General features: G+C 55.1%; 11 protein-coding genes. 4 read left to right on the forward strand and 7 right to left on the reverse strand.

The features are described 5' to 3' along the window. Nucleotides 1-209: 209 nt before the first annotated feature. The 3 genes from QP027_RS02205 to QP027_RS02215 are packed head-to-tail and all read right to left on the reverse strand — an operon-like array spanning nt 210 to nt 3472. A complete protein-coding gene (locus tag QP027_RS02205; RefSeq protein ID WP_284825653.1) occupies nt 210-2084 on the reverse strand; it encodes a DNA/RNA helicase domain-containing protein in 1875 nt (624 codons plus the stop codon). Further along, a complete protein-coding gene (locus tag QP027_RS02210; RefSeq protein ID WP_284825655.1) occupies nt 2084-2425 on the reverse strand; it encodes a nucleotide pyrophosphohydrolase in 342 nt (113 codons plus the stop codon). The genes QP027_RS02205 and QP027_RS02210 overlap by 1 nt, the downstream gene beginning before the upstream one ends. Nucleotides 2426-2449: 24 nt before the next feature. Further along, complete coding sequence (locus QP027_RS02215) at nt 2450-3472, reverse strand: metallophosphoesterase family protein (RefSeq protein WP_284825657.1); 1023 nt, start codon at nt 3470-3472, stop codon at nt 2450-2452. 225 nt (nt 3473-3697) lie between these two features. On the opposite strand from QP027_RS02215, the gene QP027_RS02220 reads away from it, so the two are divergent. Continuing rightward, nucleotides 3698-5536, forward strand: coding sequence for an FAD-dependent oxidoreductase (locus tag QP027_RS02220; RefSeq protein WP_284825658.1), 1839 nt, complete (start codon nt 3698-3700; stop codon nt 5534-5536). A gap of 107 nt (nt 5537-5643) precedes the next feature. Here QP027_RS02220 and QP027_RS02225 read toward each other — a convergent pair whose 3' ends face one another. The 4 genes from QP027_RS02225 to QP027_RS02240 all read right to left on the reverse strand — a co-directional run bounded on the left by QP027_RS02225 (nt 5644) and on the right by QP027_RS02240 (nt 11374). Next, a complete protein-coding gene (locus tag QP027_RS02225) occupies nt 5644-6330 on the reverse strand; it encodes a peroxiredoxin (protein WP_284826888.1) in 687 nt (228 codons plus the stop codon). A 185-nt stretch (nt 6331-6515) separates the two neighbouring features. Next, nucleotides 6516-7778, reverse strand: a complete 1263-nt coding sequence (locus QP027_RS02230; protein WP_284825660.1) for a metallophosphoesterase — start codon at nt 7776-7778, stop codon at nt 6516-6518. 11 nt (nt 7779-7789) lie between these two features. Next, complete coding sequence (locus tag QP027_RS02235) at nt 7790-9361, reverse strand: alkaline phosphatase D family protein (RefSeq protein WP_284825662.1); 1572 nt, start codon at nt 9359-9361, stop codon at nt 7790-7792. A 381-nt stretch (nt 9362-9742) separates the two neighbouring features. Next, nucleotides 9743-11374: an acyl-CoA carboxylase subunit beta gene (locus QP027_RS02240; RefSeq protein ID WP_284825664.1), complete on the reverse strand. Its 1632-nt coding sequence runs from the start codon at nt 11372-11374 to the stop codon at nt 9743-9745. 157 nt (nt 11375-11531) lie between these two features. Here QP027_RS02240 and QP027_RS02245 point away from each other — a divergent pair, with 157 nt between their 5' ends. Genes QP027_RS02245 through QP027_RS02255 form a run of 3 tightly spaced genes read left to right on the forward strand, consistent with a single transcriptional unit; the run spans nt 11532 to nt 13930 of the window. After that, a complete protein-coding gene (locus QP027_RS02245) occupies nt 11532-12248 on the forward strand; it encodes a biotin--[acetyl-CoA-carboxylase] ligase (protein WP_284825666.1) in 717 nt (238 codons plus the stop codon). Between the two features lie 34 nt (nt 12249-12282). Further along, nucleotides 12283-12738 (forward strand): PH domain-containing protein, encoded by a 456-nt coding sequence (locus tag QP027_RS02250; RefSeq protein WP_284825668.1) that lies wholly within the window; start codon nt 12283-12285, stop codon nt 12736-12738. A gap of 25 nt (nt 12739-12763) precedes the next feature. After that, nucleotides 12764-13930, forward strand: coding sequence for a 5-(carboxyamino)imidazole ribonucleotide synthase (locus QP027_RS02255; protein ID WP_284825671.1), 1167 nt, complete (start codon nt 12764-12766; stop codon nt 13928-13930). The last annotated feature ends 18 nt before the right edge of the window (nt 13931-13948 follow it).

The raw sequence follows: 13948 nt of genomic DNA on the forward strand, positions 1-13948 counted from the left end.
GCCCGGAGACGATTGCCTCGGCCGCGCCGGGAGGGGGCCAGGTGCGCGACGATCATGCCGATGATCGCCAGCGCACGTGCAATATCCAAACCGACGACGCGGGTGCGTTTCGTTTCCTGTTCTCTAATGGAAGTCGAGTTCATTAGGCTAGTATGCCACCGGCGATTGCCATTTCCGAATCCTGTGATTAGGAAAACATGTCAGTGGCTCTAGTTTTGCTGAGCATTGAGCAGTGCTTCACGAAGGGCGTCGTCCACCGCGTAGATTCCTAGCCCACGGACACCCCTCGTGAGTAGAACATTGAGCTGATTCCGAAGCAAGCCCTCACTGACATCGACCTTCTTCTTGACACCATTAACTGTTAACGTGCGTTTGTGGATGACGTTCGGGTTGTGGCTTTCCTTTGCATCGAACACGATTTTGCCGTTTCGATACTTGACGGATGGGCCGATGATCACCCCGGCATAGTTTAAATCGAATCCTTGTATGGTGAAGATTGAGCCGACTTCGTCGACGGTTTGGTTTCGTTCAGCCCAAGCTAGGTTTTTCTCGCGGCGACTGTATTTACCTTGGTTGTTCCATGGAAGCCGAAAATTGCCGATCACAACGTCCCATGTATTACTGCCCACTGGCTTGATCTTTTTTCCTGTAGTGAATTTCCAGTCGTAAGTAGCGATGAGGCGCGACAGACCTTTTTCGTTCGCGTTTTCGGAGGAAGACTTTTCTCGGATCTTCGCATGGAGTTGTCCAGGAGAACTAAAGATTTCAACTTTGTACTTGTCATTCGTTGGGATAGGGTTCACTATTCCGTCATTGACCAAAGTCGCAATCCACTCTTCAGCGGGTCCGTCTGAATCGATCCGCATTTGTTCACTTAAGTGAATGACATCATTACCTGCGCGAGAATAAAGTTCCTTGAGAGCATCTTCTTGCCAGTATTGGTTACCTGCTAGGACTTGCATTGGATCGAAAATAGCGACCACAACTCGAGCCCTTTGAAGTATGTCTTTGAGCTGATGATCGCCTTTGTATGATTGCTTGCCTTGTGTCCAAAGTAGATGGGCTTCGTCGATAAGAACGATGTCTACTGGGCTGTCGGGACTTTGGCTGTTAATGAATCTAGTGGGTTTCATAACGCGCTCTTTTTTCGCATTACTCAGTCCGAGCTTTTCTGCTATTTGTTCATAAACTGTCAACTGCTCGTCGTGGTTGACCAAAAGGTATGCATCGTAAGAATCGAAATCTGTTATATCGATTGCGTCGCTCCGAGTTTGGAAAAGCTCATAAAATACACTACTTAGGAGAACTGTTTTTCCAGTGCCTGCGCCACCTTGGACCAAGATGAGTTTCGAGGATTGGCTTGCCTCAAACCCTTCTTTCGGAGTCAGTGCAAGATCGATAGATTCGAGGATCTCGACTTTTGCGGAAACTTGCTGTTCATTCAGGCGGTGGAATGGAGATGCTTTAAAAATTGCTGACTCTTGGATCAATCGCTCAAGAGGGAATAGTTCAGGATCGCAATTGCGAAGTTCTCGCCAAATTTCTTGGAAAGTACGGTTTACGTACTGCTGAGTGAAATACTCAGTCTGAATATTCCGGCGAGAGTTTTGGATTCGAACCGAATTCTCCCCAGCGGCTTGCACTTCGTCAACGCTGGACAAATAGAGCATCAAGCGGTCTTCGATGTCCAAGGTCAGTGATTTGTTGAATAGAGAGTGGCCAATGACGATAATGGTCGAATCCTCGTCACGAAAAGCCTTCCATTTGGATGATTGAAGCATCTCGGGAGTGGGCTCAGCGGGTAGTTGGAGACCTTGTTCCAGGTCGTCTTCACTGAGATCCCTGAGCCGAGTATCGGACTCTAAGTGTGTTTTGGTTCGTTGCGCGATGTTGTTCGTCTCGCCGACATAAACGCTATATCCTGTATTTGCTCGGTAATAAATGATGTAAACGGTAGGGAATTTGAGAAGCAAGCGTTTGGCTTCCTCATTTGCTTCACCAGTATTCGCTATGAATTTTGCGAGACTGTTAGGAGAATACGAGAATGCTTCAACTAGTGTGCGAGCGCTACCAATTATCTCCATCAGTCACCAGCCCCACTCCCATTGTGTTCGTCATACTTCGTGGATGATCCGTAGCTTTTTTCAACTGGATACTTCGTTTTTGTAATCTCTAGTTTTTCTCGGATCAGTGCTTCTGGAATTTCGTCCAGCGCATCTGCTAGAAAATATGCATAGGTGAGTACATCTGCCAGCTCAAGGCGAACCCGCTCAATTCTCGAATTGTCATCCCACTGAAAGCACTCGAGCAACTCTCCAGCTTCAATAGCGATGCTCTTAGCGAGGTTTTCAGGAGTATGAAACTGTGTCCAGTTTCTTTCTTGAGCGAATAGTCTAAGAGCTTCCATTGTTGACAGATCTTGCATATGAGGAATCTTACTCAATGGGAATTATGAAAGGCGGACATAATCAGGAAACTCCACCGGCTCCGCGATCGGCTGCTTTTCTGGAGTCATGTCTAGACCCAAGTCTTTGGCCAGAACCAATCGAGTGCCCTGGTACACGCGGCTGGAGTTGGCATCTAGATCAAACACGCGGGCGCCGCGCAGTCGGTGCTTGTCTTCGCCCTGGAAGCCGTACGGACCGAAGCCTGTGCCGGGGCTAAAGCCGAGCTCAATTCCGTAGTAGGTGCCCTTGTAAGAGTTGATGTGGTCGTGGCCGCAGTAGATACCAACGATGTCGCCACGCTCGAGTGCTGCCGCAAAAATGCCGGAGTTGAAGGCTCCGTAGTCGACTGCCTCGTTCTTTTCGCCGACAATCCCGTAGTGATTGACCGCCTCGTAGTGATCAAACTCTGAGTTCTTGCCCGGCCCTCCGTTCCACATGTCGGCGTGTTCGTAGGTTGGAATGTGGAAAAACAACAGGCCGGGAACCTTCGTGGCCTGTTCTAAGAACCACTGCACTTGTTGTGGGCGAATGTAGTCGTAGATCGGCATAAACTGCATGGACTGAGCATTAATCCGTGGAGAGATGTAGCGTCCGGAATCGAGCAACCAGATGGCGAACGCGTCGTCGATAAGCACCTGCCCGTTCGAACATCCCGGAAGCTTGTCGACGACCTCCGGGTTCACATTGTGCTCGTACTGGCGAACGAAGCTGACCATCTCGGGCTTGAAAACCGTCGTGCCAGCCTGTTCGGTGGAGTCCTCTTCGTGGTTGCCAAAGGTGATTGCCCAGGGGATGCCGCGAGATTCCATAGGCATGACCACGTTGTTGATCGACTGGTAGACCTCGAGGTTTGTGCCCTGGCCGCCGGAGATGACATCACCATTGATGAGCGCGAAGTTCGGCTGCTCCTGATCGAGGACCTTTTCCATGAACTCGATCGTGCGACGGTCAGTGAGGTGGGTGTCCTGAGTGTCGTTGAATTGGACGATGCGGAAGTGGCCGTCAGGGGAGAACGAAAGTGACATGCCTCGACGCTATGTCTTGGACATTGCGACAGGGTATCTGGGAGGTGAAGAAACAGCGAACCCGTGGATAGGACTAGAGAAATATGCTTTGACCCGGGAGAAGTGCCTACACTGGGAGCGTTTATACAGTACTGTCACAAGCTTTTTCAAGAAAGCTTACGGTGCTTCAAATCATTCGTCGATACGATTGGTGATTCAACATCAAATTCGAGCGAAGGAGAAATTATGGTTGTCCGTCAACCTGGTCACAAAGGTGTAATCGGAACCGTAGAAGAGCACGGCATTCCAGACAATATTGACGTGATTGTTATCGGTTCCGGTGGAGCAGGCCTAACTGCAGCACTGACTGCAGCGGACCGTGGTGCTAGCGTGTTGGTCGTCGAGTCGCTTGATATCGTCGGCGGAGCAACAGGTGTTTCCGCAGGTGCTGCGTGGGTTCCTGCCCATGGATTTTCGACGGAGGCGCTAGGAGTAGAGGACTCGATTGAGCAAGGTCGAACCTACTTCATGGGTCAAGGGCGTGACGAAATCCTAGACCCAGACATGATTGACACGGTTCTCAATGAAGGGCCGAAGGTCGTCCGCTATGTCGAAAACAACACGAAGTTTGGCTGGATTCCCGCTATTTGGCCCGACTACCGGTCAGATATCCCGGGCGCATCTGTGGGGCGAGCACTTTTCCCTGGTCCGTATAATGCGGAGGGGCTTGGCGATGCTGCTCAGTATGTTAGGCCAGCGCTAACAAGTGGTATGGCGAAGAATCCCATGCCTTTCTGGATGCTAGGTGGACTGAAGACCGATTCCGCGTGGATCGCCGGCCCGGCGCTAGTAGGTGCACTACTTGAAGCTAATCTTGTCGCTGGTGTCAATGTTTTGGTTGAGGCACCTGCGGAGAATCTCATTATTGAAAATGGCAGGGTTACTGGCCTCGTTGTGTCATCAAAGAGCGGTGAGCACACTATCAAAGCGAATAACGGTGTAATTATTGCATCTGGCGGTTTTGAGACATCCGACGAACTCACTACGGAGTACATGAATGCCCCAATGGGTGCTCACGTATCTCCGCGTGGACATCGAGGCATTGCGGTACAGCTATCTGAAGAAATCGATGCCGAACTTACTGCGATGGAGCATGCATGGTGGATGCCAGGCGTGCAAATACCTGGCGAAACTTTGGAAGGTAAGCCGTTCGCTCGGCTGCTCCTGGGCGAGCGGTCGCTTCCCCATTCCATCATGGTGAACAAAGACGGCATGAGGTTTACCAACGAAGCAGCAGCGTATGACCAGATGGGCGGTGCAATGCGCGTATTCGACGAAGAGCGAGGTGAAATGGTTAATGACCCTGCCTACTTCATCTTCGACCAAAACTTCTGGGAGAAGTACGGACTCTTCGGTACTGCTCCAGGTGCGGAGGCACCGGAATACATCATGAAAGCAGACTCCTTATCCGAGTTGGCAGAACGAGCAGGAGTCAATGCCCAAAATCTCTTGGAAACAGTAGATAAATTCAACCCAGAAGCCGCCAAGGGACGCGATCCGTGGTTTGGCCGTGGTGAAACACTCTTCGATCGCTACTTTGGCGACTTTTATCCGGTACTAGGGGCAGTATCCCCAGCAAAGAACTTCCCAGCTTTCACCCAGAAGGCGCAGGGGATGTTCGCAAAGTTAATTGGGCCATTCGTCAACGTCGGTGCCAAGCGTGCTGCGAAAAAGAACGATTCCGAAGCCCTGCGAAAAATGATCGTGGGACCGCTTTCCAAGATCATGCGTCCAGTCCTGAAAGCCCCACAATCATCAACGCTTGGCCCAATCTCGCGTGGCCCCTTCTATGCAGTGGAAGCGAAGTCCTCGGCCCTAGGCACGGTAGGAGGTCCAGTTACGGACACGAATGGTCGTGTAAAAAACAAGGCGGGTCAGATTGTTGAAGGACTCTACTCCGCGGGCAATGCAGGCGGTGCAGCAACTCAAGGCTTCTATGGAGGAGCCGGCGGCACAATTGCGTTGGGATTGATATTTGGGCACCTTGCGGGTAAAATGGCCGCCGAAACGCCATTGCAAAACTAACGAATTCCCCTTCATGTTTTTTGGGGGGTCAACTTGACCTTCCAAAAAGCATAAAGACAAGCGAACCCCTAGCCTTGAAGGCTAGGGGTTCGTCGTCAAGCGGTGAGTTACTTCTTTTGTAGCGCGTTTTCGATGGTGTCTTCTGGTAGTTCCTTGGTGCAGAAGAACCAGTCAGCGCACTCGACACCGTCTTCCTGGCCGGACATGCGCTTTTCTGCGACATCCATTGTGCCAGCTGGGGGGACGATGACACGCTCGCCTGGACGCCAGTCGGCTGGGGTAGCTACGCCGAACTCGTCGGTAGTCTGCAGAGCCTTGACCACGCGGAGGATTTCGTCGAAGTTACGGCCGGTAGACAGTGGGTAGTACAGGATTGTACGAACCTTGCCTGCTGGGTCGATGATGAAGACCGCACGCACGGCGGAGGTCTCTGACTCGCCAGGCATGATCATGCCGTACTTCTGGGAGACCTGCATGGAGACATCGTCGATCAGTGGGAACGTGACATCGACGTTCTTCCAGCCACGGAAGTCCATGTTGTCACGGATGGTGCGCAGCCATGCGATGTGACTGTGCAGGCCATCGACGGACACGCCGACAAGCTCGGTGTTGTACTTGCGGAACTCCTCGGTCATCATGGCGAAAGTCATGAACTCGGAGGTGCAGACTGGGGTGAAGTCCGCTGGGTGGGAGAAGAGGATGACCCACTTGCCGGCGTAGTCGGATGGGAAGTTGACGGTTCCTTGGGTGGATTGGCCGACAAACTCTGGGGCTGGGTCGCTGATGCGTGGCATGGCGTAGGTTGGCTGCTCTACGGGGGTGTTCTGTTCCACATTGGATCTCCTTGAGGATGTGCTTATGGGTACACCCCTAGGTTAATAGAAACTGGTGTCAATAGGACGGGCTAATTAATAGCCAGTTGGGGATACGTAAAAGCGCGATATCCTAAAATGCCGGATATCGCGCTTAGCTAGTGGGTTTAGATCGAGGACAGGCCGTTCGAAGAAAGATCAATGCTGCCCTGTGCAGGAGCAGGCGTTGGTACAGGAGTGGAATTTCCTGGAGTGACGTACTCCGGGAATGCCTCTGGCTGCTCGATCTTCTGTGGCTCTGGGTTCATGTCGATGCCCAGGTCCTTAGCGAAGACCAAGCGGGTGGATTCGTAGACACGGTCGGTGTTCTCGTTGAGCTCGAAGACACGAGCACCGCGGAGGGTGTGCATGTCCCAGGTCCCGTCGTTGAGGCCGTAGGTGCCGAAGCCGGTACCAGGGCTGTAGCCGAGCTCCACGCCGAAGTAATTACCATGGAAGGTGTTGATGTGGTCGTGGCCGCAGTACATGCCTAGGATGTCGCCGCGCTCGCGCGCCGCAGAGTAGATACCGGAGTTGAACGCTCCAACGTAGACGCCCTCGTGCTTCACACCCTCGATGCCGTGGCGTGCGACTGCCGCCTTGTGCTGTGCTTCGGTGTCGTTATAAGGGCCACCGAACCACATATCACGGTGTTCGAAAGTCGGGATGTGGAAGTACATTAGGCCAGGGATTTTCTTGCCGTACTGTTCTTCGGTTGCGATTGACAGATCGCGGTACCACTTGATCTGGGACGAGCGAATGTAGTCGTAGCTTGGTAGCTCATCGGTGGGCTGGCCGGCGAGGGCGTCGTCGAGGTAGCGACCCGAATCCAGCATCCAAATCGCGAACTCAGGGGAGCTGGAGGTGGATCCGTTGACCAGCAGATGGGTGTTTGATGCGCCGTATACTGCCTCGTCAAGAGGGGCGTTGTAGTTGTACCGGTACTGGCGGACAAAGTTGGTCATCTCCGGCTCGAAAACCGTGGTGCCACCTTCTTCGGTTGAATCTTCGTCGTGGTTGCCAAAGGTGACTGCCCAAGGGATGCCACGGGATTCCATCGGCATGACGACATTGTTTAGTGCCTGGTAGACCTGCTCGTTGTCCTGTGGGCCACTGGTGATCACGTCGCCGTTAATAAGCGCGAAGTTCGGCTTTTCATGGTCAAGTGCCTTGCCCATGAACTCGAGGGTGCGACGGTCGGTGAGGTGATCGTCCTGAGTGTCATTGAACTGCATGATCTTGAAGGTGCCGTCGGTATTGAACTGCAGTGGCGCTGCAGTGTTTGCGGTGTCTACTGCACGTGCCGGTGTCGCGAAGTTGCCGATTGCTGCAGCGGCTGCTGCGATGGTTCCGCCCTGAAGAAGGCGACGACGATTGAAAGATGCGGTCATTGTGTATCTCCTTACGCTGCTGGCAGGGTCTTGGTGTACAAGACATTGCCGCGGGTGGTGATGAAGCGAACGGTGAATTCTTTGGTTTCGGCGTTGATGTCAACCTCGCCGAAGTGCTGGATGTCATCAAGTGGGGACTGATTGACGTAATCCGGTCCGTGGAAGAAGTCCACACGCGGGCCAAAGGTTGGGTCCATTTCGTTCGGACCAAAGCCACCTGCGTGGAGCGGGCCGGAAACGAACTCCCAGAACGGGGCGAAGTCCTGGTAGGCAGCCTTGTTCGGGTCGTACTCGTGAGCCGCGCAGTAGTGAACGTCGGCGGTGAGCCAAACAACGTTCTTGATGTCCTTGAACGCGGTGAGAACGTGTGCGAGCTCCTGCTCGCGGCCAACTGGCTCGCCAGGGGTGCCGGATGAGACACCTTCCTGATTGTCGCCATCCGGCATGATGATGCCCAGTGGGAGGTCGTTTGCGATGACCTTCCAGGTTGCGGTGGAGTTCTTGACCTCGTTGATCAGCCAGTCACGCTGCTTATCGCCAAGGATCCAGCCGTACTCGTTGTCGCCGGCGTGGTGCTTATCGTTTTCATCCTTATAGGTGCGCATATCCAGGATGAAGATGTCCAAGAGCGGTCCGTAGGAAACCTTGCGGTAGATGCGTCCATCCACGGCCATGGTGGAGTCCAGTGGCTGCCACTCGTGGAATGCCTGGAAACCACGTGCAGAGAGAACATCGGCGTTTTTCTCGATGGTGTAGCGCGGATCGTCCAGGATCTCGCCCGGGTACCAGTTGTTCGATACCTCGTGGTCATCCCACTGCATAAGCTGCGGTACCTGGCGGTTGAACTCCAGGTAGTGCTTGTCCATCAAGTTATATGCGTACTGGCCACGGAACTCGTCGAGAGTTTCTGCAACCTTGGACTTCGCATCGGAGGTGATGTTGCGCCAGATGCGACCGTCCTCGAGCTTGACCTCTGCCTCGATCGGATTGTCGGAGTACACCGAGTCGCCGGAGTGCAGGAAAAACTGTGGGCTTCGGGCTGCCATTGCGGACCAGCCGATCATGCCATCCATGTCCGGGTTGATGCCGTAGCCCTGGCCAGCAACGTCTGCGGACCAGTGGAAGCGAATGTCCTCTTCGCCAGCAGGGGCGGTGCGGAACGTGCCGGTGACTGGTTCAGATGCAGCACCGGTGGTGAGATCCTCCAGGGTAACGCGGTAGTGGACATCCTGGCCAGCTTCAAGGCCGGTAAGGCGAACACGACCGGTCCCGTCGGTCTCAGGAGTAAGAGCCTGCTTTGCGACGAAGCGACGCGCGTTGTTGAAATCTTCGGTAGCCGCTGTCTCTACAACCATGCGTGCTGGACGGTCGGAACGGGTCCATACGAGTGCTCCATCAGCACGCATGTCACCAGTGGCGACACCGTGGGTGATCTCTGGGCGGCTAGGAAGGAAGCCCTGGAAAAGGGAGGAGCCGGAGGAAAGTCCAGTGGAGGAAAGAGCGCGTGCGGATGTAGGAACGGTCAGGCCTGCGGAAACAGCCAGGCCCGAGGCGGTGAGGAAAGAACGGCGGGACAGTGACATCGAAAACTCCTATAAGGAAAAGTTTTTGGTGAGCAATTGTCAACCGTAAGAGTTTGAAATAGATAAGTTGTAAATATTAGATGAATAATTCAGGAACTATAAAGTTTTTGGCATAAAAGTATATTTGATTTGTTGGTAAGTCAGACGAGGGCAGTAGATGGGTGAAAACTCAAAACGTCCGATATTATCGCCTACCGCACCCAATCCTCGTGCGGCGAAGGTGGAGGGACTGCAGGATTGGGCGTATGCCCTCACCATAATTCTCATAGTGAAAACTAGATCCCGAATTCTAAATGCCGAACGCCCTGGATGATTTCGAGTGGGTGCTCGAATCATCCAGGGCGTTCGGGTTCTGGAATTCGGAATTCGCTGGAAGAAGATTTACAGCGGGATGTTGCCATGCTTGCGTGCCGGGCGGGTGACATTCTTGTCCTTGTACAGGCGCAAGTTGCGTGCGATCGCGCCACGGGTCTCGCTAGGCAGGATTACTGCGTCGATCAGCCCACGCTCTGCAGCCAGGTAAGGATTGAGCATGAAATCCTCGTACTCGCGCTCGAAGGATTTGGCCAGCTCTTCGACATCCAAGCCTTTCTCACGAGCCTCTGCCAGTTCCTTGCGGTAAATAAAGCCCACCGCACCGGCGGCGCCCATTACGGCGATTTGCGCGGTTGGCCACGCCAGGTTGACGTCGGCGCCGAGGCCCTTGGAGCCCATTACGCAGTATGCGCCACCATAGGCCTTTCGCATGGTCACGGTGATCTTCGGCACGGTCGCTTCGCCGTAGGCGTAAAGCAGCTTCGCACCGCGGCGCAGGATGCCGCCGTATTCTTGGCCCGCGCCGGGGAGGAAGCCAGGGACGTCGACAAGCATGACGATCGGGACGTTGAAAGCGTCGCAGGTGCGAATGAAGCGGGCAGCCTTCTCGGAAGAGTCGATGTCGAGGCAGCCGGCGTAAACGCTTGGCTGGTTTGCGACGAAGCCGACGGACTGGCCTTCCACGCGACCGAAAGCGATGACGACGTTCTCGGCGCGCTGCTCCATGATCTCGAGGTATTCGCCGTCGTCGGTAAGCTTCTCGATGACTTCACGGACATCGTATGGCTGGGTTGGGGAGTCGGGGATGATCTCGTCCAGGGCTAGGTCGTCGGCGGTGATGTTGTCGTCGATGGAGCCTTCGTCCTTCGCGTGTTCCTCAAGTGGCGCGAAGGTGCGGTTGTTGGATGGCAGGTAATGCACGAGGTCGGAGACGAAATCGAGTGCCTCTTCGTCGGACTTAGCTACGTAGTGAGCATTGCCGGCGGTAGTCATGTGCGTCATGGCGCCACCAAGTTCTTCCTGGGTGATCTCTTCGCCGGTGACAGTTTTGATCACATCTGGGCCGGTGACGAACATCTTCGACTTCTGGTCCACCATGACCACGAAGTCGGTGAGCGCAGGGGAGTATGCGTTGCCGCCGGCGCAAGCGCCCATGATCACGGAAATCTGCGGGACCACGCCAGATGCGTTGATGTTTTGGTAAAAGGTCTGTGCGATCAGATCGAGCGACACGGCACCGTCTTGGATGCGGGCGCCCGCGCCTTCGTAAAGCCCGATCAGTGGGCGGCCTGTGGTGACCGCCAGCTCCATGATCTTGATCATCTTCTCGCCGTAAACCTCGCCGAGCGCGCCGCCGAACACGGTGCCGTCCTGGGAGAAGATGCATACCTCGCGACCGTCGATGGTGCCCCAGCCGGTGACGATTCCGTCAGTGACAGGACGCTTTGCCTGCATGCCGAAGTCGTGGGTGCGGTGGCGGGCTAGCTGGTCGGTTTCGACGAAGGAGCCTTCGTCGAGCAGGTAGTCCAGGCGCTCGCGCGCAGTAAGTTTACCCTTGTCATGGACGCGCTGGATAGCCTTCTCGCCCATGGGCTGGGCAGCCTCGGCGCGACGCTTCTTCAGGTCAGCGATCTTGCCGGCAGTGGTGGCGCTGTCGGCAAGCTTTTCAAGATCCGTGAAACTTGAGGAAACTGTCATGTTTTGGAACTCTAGACAATGGAAGTGGGTTTATCCAGCTTTGAAACTCTGTGATGTAAGTCACTTTCTGTGTTCCTGCTGGTCGGGGGTAGTTTCTAGGGGAAACATTCCCCCAGGGAGTGACTAGCGTTACCTTTTGGAGCTGTACGCTGATGGTATGACTCAGATCGACATCGAAACTGTACGTTCGCGCGTGCAGGGCCATTGGTCAAGCGTTGAGTATGTGGACTCAATCGGTTCGACCAACACTGAACTTCTTTCGCGCGGCACCCCAGGAGCCGTGCTCATCGCTGGTGAACAAACAGCAGGCAAGGGGCGCTTGGGGCGTCCTTGGCAGTCCCCGCGCGGCACGCAGTTCGCATTCAGCATGCTTATCGACGCGCCGTCCGTCCAAGACATCGGCCTCATCCCGTTGACCGCAGGCCTTGCAGTAACTGACGTGATTACCCAGGCTCGTTTGAAGTGGCCGAACGATGTCCAGATTGATGGAAAGAAGCTCGCCGGTATCCTCGCTGAAGCTGACTTTTCCGGAGATAAGCCGCACGTGGTGGTGGGCATCGGGCTCAATGTTGCGCTGGAAAAGAAGGACTTGCCTGTAGAAAATGCAACGTCATTGCTGCTAGAGGGCATCGAATATGACTGGACCGCGCTGGCCACGGACCTCCTCAACGCGCTTGGTCGTCGTTTGTCGGAGCCCCTCGACCTTGATGCATACCGGGCGGTGTGCTCGACGATCGGGCAAAACGTGCGGCTGATCGCGCCGGGAGGCGATGTTTACGGCGTGGCGGAGGATGTCAGCCCGACTGGCGAAATCATCGTCGACGGCACGCCCTACTCAGCCGGCGATGTCACTCACTTGCGTCCGCAGGTCTAGAACAGGCATACCCACCTTGGTAAGCTCTCTTTCCATGGCACGGTTCCAGCTGGGGAAAGACGAATACGCGCGCGTTGACATGTGCGCGCCGATCAGCACGCTGTTTTTCCCGTTCCTCGAGTTGGTACTGATTACCGGGCTCCTGTGGATCGTGGTCGGGTTTATGGATCAGCCTGGTCAAGTCATTGACATGCAATTGCGCAACGGAGTTGTGCTGCTGTGGGCCTTCCTCGCATTCTGGCGATTTGTTCTGCCATTGATGAGGTCGCGACGGCAGCGGTTCGTCGTGACGAACAAACGAGTCCTAGCGCGAACGGGGTCGTTGAAGCCTCGCGTTGATTCAATTCCGCTACAGCAGATTCATTCCGCGCGCCGCTACAAGGGCGGAATTTCCATCGCGGTGTACGGTCTTGATCGGCCGGTGTACTTTCCCAACGTTGGGCGCACAAAGCGCGTTGAGCAAGCATTGCGGGAGCCGGTTCGTCGCTAAGCAAGGGGGCGTATGATTACTTGTCATGAACGCTACTCCTACAGTTACCGTGATCGGCGACGGGCAGCTCGCCCGCATGATGCATACCGAAGCGATTGAGCTTGGTGTTAATCTTCGACTGCTCGCGGGGGCCCGTGATTCCTCAGCGGGTCAGGTGATCGCTGACGTCGTACTGGGCGACTATCGCAATCTCGATGACTTGCGCAAAGTCGCTGAAGGCGTGGTTACTTTCGATCACGAACACGTTCCCACCGAGCATCTGCATGCGCTTATCGACGACGGCATTGCCGTTCACCCGGGCCCAGAGGCGCTGGTGAACGCGCAGGACAAGCTGGTCATGCGGGAGAAACTGCAGGAGATCGGCGCGCCGGTGCCTCCATTTGCCGGGATCCAGTCCGTGGCGGACGCTGATGCTTTCTGGGACTCCGTCGACGGCGAAGTGTGCTTGAAGGCGACTCGCGGTGGGTACGACGGCCATGGAGTGTGGTTCCCGAAATCGAAGGAGGAGCTTGAAGGGCTCGTCGAAAAGCTGCTCGGTGAAAACGTACCTTTGATGGGGGAGCAGAAGGTACCTTTCGTTCGCGAACTTTCTGCGCTGGTCGCGCGACGTCCATCGGGTGAGGTTCGTCCGTGGCGCGTGGTGGAATCCGTGCAGCGCGACGGTATTTGCGTGGAGGCGATTGCGCCCGCGCCAGGCATGGATGCTGGCTTGGCGGATTACTGCCAGTCGCTCGCGGTGAAGATCGCAGACGAACTCGGCGTGACCGGCGTGCTGGCAGTTGAGCTGTTCGAGTACCTCGACGAAGACGGCATGCCACAGGTGGCGGTCAACGAGTTGGCAATGCGCCCGCATAATACTGGGCATTGGACACAGGACGGTTGTGTGACCAGCCAGTTTGAGCAGCACCTGCGTGCGGTACAGGATTGGCCACTAGGTGATGTTGACCAAACTGCCCCGGTGACTGTTATGGCGAACGTACTAGGTGGTGACGAAGATCCAGAGCTGCCGATGGCGCAGCGGGTTCGCGAAGTTATGGAGCGTTACCCACAGGTCAAGGTGCATCTGTACGGGAAAACCTATCGAGCGGGTCGCAAAATCGGGCACGTGAATGTCTCCGGTCAATCGGTGGTGAAGACGCGCGAGATTGCCCGCTCGGCGGCGCATTTCTTGGTCACCGCGCAGTGGCTGTAATTAGCCGTGGCACAATAG

The sequence above is a fragment of the Corynebacterium breve genome (assembly GCF_030252165.1).
Classification (GTDB): Bacteria; Actinomycetota; Actinomycetes; order Mycobacteriales; family Mycobacteriaceae; genus Corynebacterium; species Corynebacterium breve.